Below are 531 nucleotides of genomic sequence, written 5' to 3'. Positions count from 1 at the left end.
ATCACCCGCCATCTGGTTGAAATTTCACGCACTCATCGTGGATGCTGTCCTGGACACCTGACCAAGTACCGGGCGGACACCGACGTCGCGGCTCGACGACGCCTGGGAGCGACGTATGACGACGGCACGCCCTGTCCGGCAGTGGAACGGCCTCACCGTTCCCGAGGCCGGCACCTACGCGCTGGACGAGGCGCACAAGCGCATCGGGTTCACCGGGATGCACATGATGGTGTCGCCCGTCCGGGGCGAGTTCACCCGGGCGCGCGCGACCATCCTGGTCGGCGAGGACCCGCTCGCCTCGGCGGTCTCCGCGACGATCGAGACCGCGAGCCTCACGACGCACCACGAGGAGCGCGACGCGCACCTGCGCAGCCCCGACTTCCTCGACGTCGACGCCTACCCGACGATCGAGTTCCGCAGCACCTCGGTCCGGTGGCAGGGCGAGCAGCAGGACCAGATCCTCGCGTGGGCGCGCCTGCGGAACCGCTCGCCCGAGCGCGCCGAGCTCGCGCCGGAGCGGGTGCAGCCCCG

Annotated in this window: 1 protein-coding gene; it reads left to right on the top strand. The window is 70.6% G+C overall.

Annotated features, from left to right (window positions below):
• Positions 1-115 precede the first annotated feature (115 nt).
• The coding region (locus G3I78_RS47440; protein WP_164436820.1) for a YceI family protein at positions 116-531 on the top strand (416 nt) is incomplete at its 3' end.

It is taken from the genome of Streptomyces sp. SID13726 (assembly GCF_010548375.1).
Lineage (GTDB): Bacteria > Actinomycetota > Actinomycetes > Streptomycetales > Streptomycetaceae > Streptomyces.
This window is presented reverse-complemented; position numbering and strand designations above follow the sequence as displayed.